Below are 4,861 nucleotides of genomic sequence, written 5' to 3'. Positions count from 1 at the left end.
AAGCTAGGGTATTACCATTATACGACGCCCGCAGAGCGCATGATTCTACTCGGGAAGGGGCGGTTAGCGCAAATCGCGCTGCCGCCACCCTTGTCTACAAGGCGCACGGAGCGTCGTTCAGATAACGAAGTAGGTTAACTGAACGGCCGCACGCGTCACCACCATCAGCAGCACCTGCACGATTACGAACAGCAGAATCGGCGAGAGGTCGATGCCGCCGAGTTGCGGTACTACGCGGCGCAGCGGATTCAGGAACGGCGCGGTCAGCTGGTACAGGATCGGCATGGCCGGCGAGCGCGGATTGAGCCACGACAGCAGCGCCATCAGGATCGTCATCCAGATGATCAGATTCAGCGCCCACTTGATGAGCGTCAGCACCGCGACGATCAGCAGGGTCGGCGCGAGCGAAAGCGGATCGGCGCCCGTGAGCACCACCATCAGCACCACATAAATGATTGCCGCAAGCAGCGCCGCGACCAGGCTCGCCCAGTCGATGTTGCGCGTGCTGTGCAGGATGTGCCGCAAGGGCAGCACGATCCAGTTAGTGGCGTGCAGTACGGCGTTCGTAACGGGGTTGTACGGCGGCATGCGCACGACCTGCAGCCATGCGCGCAGCAGCAACGCGGCGCCGAACAGCGTAAAGACGGTATTGAGCAGAAAACGGGCGATATCGCCAAACATCTCGTGTCCTTATCCTTCGGATGACGGCCGTCGATCGGCCGCGGGGTGCCGGCGCTGACCGATCGGTGCACCGGCGGGTTCATTGGATTGCCTGCGCCATTCCCGCGGAAGGCGTGCTACGCGTCACAAATGGGGACGCAGTGGATCGATTTCCAGATGTTCGAGTCAGGTTAATTGGCGAACTGCATTCCGCCAAGCCGCACCCAGCCACCGGATATCACACAGAAATCTTGATTTCGCTGATCAGAATCGTGCCGTTGCCGCCGTCGGTGTAATTCGGGATGTCGGCAACCAGGCGCTCTGAGGCCGGTTTGAAGACCTTATAGAAGTCGTCCGCGCTATCGAACAGGAAGTGCCCCGCGGCAACGTACGGCGGTGGCGTTCCTGGCGGCCCGGCGTTGATGCCGACGTCGACCGACCAGCCTTTCAGCGAGGGCCCGAACAGCTTCGCCGCAAGCGGCATGTGCGTGACGCAGTAATAGTCCACGTCGAAGTGGCCGTTTTCCCGGTACGGATAGAGGATGCTGACCTTGATCATTGTGCGTTCTCGTCTGTTGGTCCCTAAGCGCGACGCTGGCGGATTGCGCGCGGCGCCGGACGTCACATTATCACGGCTTACTTGACGCTTGCACCTGCTGCGGCCTGATTCAGCGACCGGTTGAGCGATTCTTCCACCGCCTCGGCGATCGCCTCGATCGCGGCGGGCGGTTTGGCGCGGCGTTCGGCCAGTCCGACGGCACGCCGCGTCAGCAAACCGTACAGCGCGGCATGATCGCCGCCGAGTCCTTCCAGCAACGCCAACTGTTTCTCCACGACGCCCGTATCGCCCCGCGACACCGGGCCTGCGAGTGCATTGGACAGGCCTTTGTCGCGGGCGGTTTCGATGGTGCCGGAAAGCATGGGCAGCAGCGCGCGCAGCGCATCGTCTTCGGCAAAGCCCAGCGTGCGCCACAACGCTACGCATTCGGCGAGACTGCACAGTGCGAAGCTGGCGGCGTAATGCGCGGCGGCGTGATACAGCATGCGGCCGCCCGCTGGAATCGACAGAGGATGGCAGCGCAAGGCAACGGCCAGCGCCGTCAGTACGTCCTTGAGCGCACCATCGGCCTCGATTGTCACCGAGCAGCCGGCGATCCGTTCGACGTCGGTGAGCTCGCCGCTAAAGAGGTAGAGTGGGTGAAAGCCGCCGATCGAGGCGCCCTGGTCGCGCGCCGGGGCCAGCAAATCGACCGGCGAGGCGCCGCTGCAATGCACGAGCGCTTTGCCTTGTGGGCCGCTCGCCGCGTCCGCCGCGTACCTCAATGTGTGTGCTGTCGTACCGATGCTGTCATCGGGAACGGCTAAAAACACAATATCGGCGGCGTCGACGACGGGTTGTGGATCGTCGAATGCCGCGCAGTGCTCGATTTGACTGGCGAGCCGGTTGGCCGAGGCCGCTGTGCGGCTCGCCACCGCCGTGACGGGATAACCGGCGCGTGAAAAGCTTAGCGCGAGACAGCGCGCGAGCCGCCCCGCACCGATGAAGCCGAGGCGCGGCAGAGAGGGCTGGGACATGGTTGCGTGCTCCAGACGGGACATTTGAATGGGAAGCAGAAGTATCGCATCCACCCGGCAGTAGCGCGTCTCGGTACCGGCATTCCTCTGATCAGTTCGCGCGCGATATGGCGCGGCCGGTCGATCATCCGGTCGCATGCGCCCCGCGGGTCCGAAAACTGCTCACAATTTCTTCTTGATCTGGTTTGGCAGTCGCTGTTCCGGGGTTTTTCGTCTCGCAGTCAGATTCGGGAGGTAACGATGAATATTTTTTCTTACCGAAAGCACTTGCGGTTCTTGACGCATTCGCAGCGCCGTCGCTGGTGGGAACAGAAGAAGCGTTTGAAGCCACGCGTGCGCATCAGCGGCGCGTATGTCCCGCCCAACGTCTCCAGAGAATTCGCCTACGTGAAGGTAGGCTGAAAACACCGTCTGCTCGCGAATAAGAGATGCCCGGCGTGATTGCGCAGGGCATTTTTCATTTGGGCTGTCAGGATTGAAGCTAATTTGTAATCAAAGATTACTGACAAGTGAGTGCCCGCATCCGCAGGACCCACCAAGCAGCGGATTTGCGCCCACTCGACCGCTGGCAAGCCCTTGATTCTCAGCCCGTTACACCGCGTATCCGGCTGGCGCCGCGTGGACGCAAATTCCGACCTATTGCCGCCAATTGCAATTTGCAACAAATGCGAACATCTGTGCGCGGGCTTTTTCGATACATTGATTTCGTAGCATGCAAGGCATGCAAAGTCGGCGACCGTAGTGGGCCGCGCCAGGAGAATAAAAGTGAAAAAGATCGTTCCGTTTGTCGTTGCCGCCGCACTCGGCGTGGGGTTCGCTACTGCTGCAGAGGCGCACGTTTCCGTCGGTATCGGTATTGGCATTCCAATCGCGCCAGCGTATCCAGTTTATGCCGCGCCGCCGCCAGTCTATTACGCACCGCCTCCTCCGCCAGTGGTGTATGCACCGGGCTACTACGCGCCGCCGCCAGTCGTAGTGGGTGGGTATTATGGTGGCTACGGCCGTCCTTATTATCACCACGGCTATTACCGCGGTGGTTATTACGGCCACGGCTACGGCCACGGTTACTACCGCCGCTAATCGCGAGAAAAGGGCGGACAGGTGTTGACGGCGTAACACCGGCTTGATCGCCGGGTTACGCCGTTTGTATTTGTACGGCGACGTACCAAAGCACTGGCGAAGCTGGGAGAATGGCTGTTTCGCCACCGCTTTTGGAGAGTTTCGCCGATGCAAGCGCTTCCCGCTCCCACTTTCGACGACGTACTCGACGCCGCGGCGCGTCTTGAAGGCGTCGCCCACCGTACCCCCGTTCTAACCTCAAGCACGTTCAACGAACGCACGGGCGCGTCGGTGTTCTTCAAGTGCGAAAATTTTCAGCGCATGGGTGCCTTCAAGTTTCGCGGCGCCTACAACGCGATTTCGCATTTCGACGCGGAGCAACGCAAAGCGGGTGTGCTGACATACTCGTCCGGTAACCATGCGCAAGCGATCGCGCTATCGGCGCGCCTTGCAGGCATTCACGCGACGATCATCATGCCGCACGACGCGCCCGCTGCCAAAGTTGCGGCGACCAGGGGCTATGGCGGCGAAGTAATCAGCTACGACCGCTACACCGAGAATCGCGAAGAGATCGGCCGGCGGCTCGCCGAAGTGCGCGGCATGACGCTGATTCCGCCGTACGACCATCCGCACGTGATCGCGGGGCAGGGCACGGCGGTCAAGGAATTGATAGAAGAAACCGGCCCACTCGACATGCTGTTCGTTTGCCTCGGCGGCGGTGGACTGATCGGCGGCAGCGCATTGTCGGCGGCAGCATTGAGCCCGACGTGCACCGTGATCGGTATCGAACCCGAAGCGGGTAACGACGGCCAGCAATCGCTCGCGCGCGGCGAGATCGTGCATATCGACGCGCCGCGAACGATTGCCGACGGCGCTGCATCCACGCATCTCGGCGACTACACGTTCGCGATCATTCAGAAGCTGGTTGCGCGGATCGAAACGGTGAGCGACGAGCAGTTGGTCGAGACCATGCGTTTCTTCGCGCAGCGCATGAAGATCGTGGTCGAGCCGACGGGTTGTCTCGCCGCGGCTGCCGTGCTCAACGGCATCGTGCCGGTGAAGGGCAAGCGCGTGGGCGTGGTGGTGAGCGGCGGCAACGTCGATCTGGCGAAGCTGCCGCAGTATCTGGCCTGATCGGCCTCAAGCTGCACGGCGTGCGCTGCGCACGTTGAAATCGACGGAAGACGGCTCGCCACGGCGAGCCGTTTTTTTTTAACTCGCAACCTGCTTGGCGGTCTGCACGATCAGATCGCGATACCCGTTCACGATCACGCTATACGAGAAGTACGCGAACAGCAGCGCGGACAACACATGGCACGCGCGCAGCAAGCCGGTGCCGGCGCGTTTGCGTCCGTGGCTGCCGAGTCCGCAGATAAAGATTGTCCAGCACAAGCCACCGAGGAAGAAGCCGCCGAGGAACACTGGCGCAGTCGTCACACTGGTCGCACCGGCTTTCGCGATTAACGCACCGCCCACGGCCGCGAACCACAGAATCGCCGAAGGCGACGACATCGCCAGCAACGCGCCGCGCAAGAAACCGCGCCACGGGGAAAGATGCTGCGCTTTG

The 4,861-nt window shown here is 61.7% G+C and carries 6 protein-coding genes; 2 read left to right on the top strand and 4 right to left on the bottom strand.

Features of this window, described 5'->3' with window-relative positions; genetic code table 11:
* Window positions 1–117: 117 nt before the first annotated feature.
* The 3 genes from VFE81_RS08475 to VFE81_RS08465 all read right to left on the bottom strand — a co-directional run bounded on the left by VFE81_RS08475 (window position 118) and on the right by VFE81_RS08465 (window position 2,235).
* Window positions 118–681 carry a YggT family protein gene (locus tag VFE81_RS08475; RefSeq protein WP_325044171.1) on the bottom strand — a complete coding sequence of 188 codons (564 nt, stop codon included), beginning with the start codon at window positions 679–681 and terminating at the stop codon, window positions 118–120.
* Window positions 682–898: 217 nt separating this feature from the next.
* Window positions 899–1,219 carry an EthD family reductase gene (locus VFE81_RS08470; RefSeq protein WP_325044170.1) on the bottom strand — a complete coding sequence of 107 codons (321 nt, stop codon included), beginning with the start codon at window positions 1,217–1,219 and terminating at the stop codon, window positions 899–901.
* A gap of 77 nt (window positions 1,220–1,296) precedes the next feature.
* On the bottom strand, window positions 1,297–2,235 hold the full coding sequence (locus VFE81_RS08465; protein ID WP_325044169.1) for a Rossmann-like and DUF2520 domain-containing protein: 939 nt from the start codon (window positions 2,233–2,235) through the stop codon (window positions 1,297–1,299).
* Window positions 2,236–3,000: 765 nt separating this feature from the next.
* Between VFE81_RS08465 and VFE81_RS08460 the strand changes: the two genes are divergently transcribed.
* Window positions 3,001–3,315 carry a hypothetical protein gene (locus VFE81_RS08460; RefSeq protein ID WP_325044168.1) on the top strand — a complete coding sequence of 105 codons (315 nt, stop codon included), beginning with the start codon at window positions 3,001–3,003 and terminating at the stop codon, window positions 3,313–3,315.
* 147 nt (window positions 3,316–3,462) lie between these two features.
* The gene (locus VFE81_RS08455) at window positions 3,463–4,428 is read left to right on the top strand and encodes a threo-3-hydroxy-L-aspartate ammonia-lyase (protein ID WP_325044167.1); all 966 of its coding nucleotides are present in this window, start codon (window positions 3,463–3,465) and stop codon (window positions 4,426–4,428) included.
* A gap of 78 nt (window positions 4,429–4,506) precedes the next feature.
* Here VFE81_RS08455 and VFE81_RS08450 read toward each other — a convergent pair.
* On the bottom strand, window positions 4,507–4,861 hold a 355-nt coding region (locus tag VFE81_RS08450; RefSeq protein ID WP_325044166.1), incomplete at its 5' end, for a LysE family transporter.

It is taken from the genome of Paraburkholderia sp. (assembly GCF_035656215.1).
Classification (GTDB): domain Bacteria; phylum Pseudomonadota; class Gammaproteobacteria; order Burkholderiales; family Burkholderiaceae; genus Paraburkholderia.
The sequence above is the reverse complement of the archived record's forward strand: the minus strand, read 5'-3'. Positions and strand labels throughout refer to the sequence as shown.

Coding starts and splice junctions, on each gene's coding strand:
- VFE81_RS08455 (WP_325044167.1), top strand. CDS start 3,463: ATGCAAGCGCTTCCCGCTCCCACTTTCGACGACGTACTCGACGCCGCG.
- VFE81_RS08475 (WP_325044171.1), bottom strand. CDS start 681: ATGTTTGGCGATATCGCCCGTTTTCTGCTCAATACCGTCTTTACGCTG.
- VFE81_RS08470 (WP_325044170.1), bottom strand. CDS start 1,219: ATGATCAAGGTCAGCATCCTCTATCCGTACCGGGAAAACGGCCACTTC.
- VFE81_RS08465 (WP_325044169.1), bottom strand. CDS start 2,235: ATGTCCCAGCCCTCTCTGCCGCGCCTCGGCTTCATCGGTGCGGGGCGG.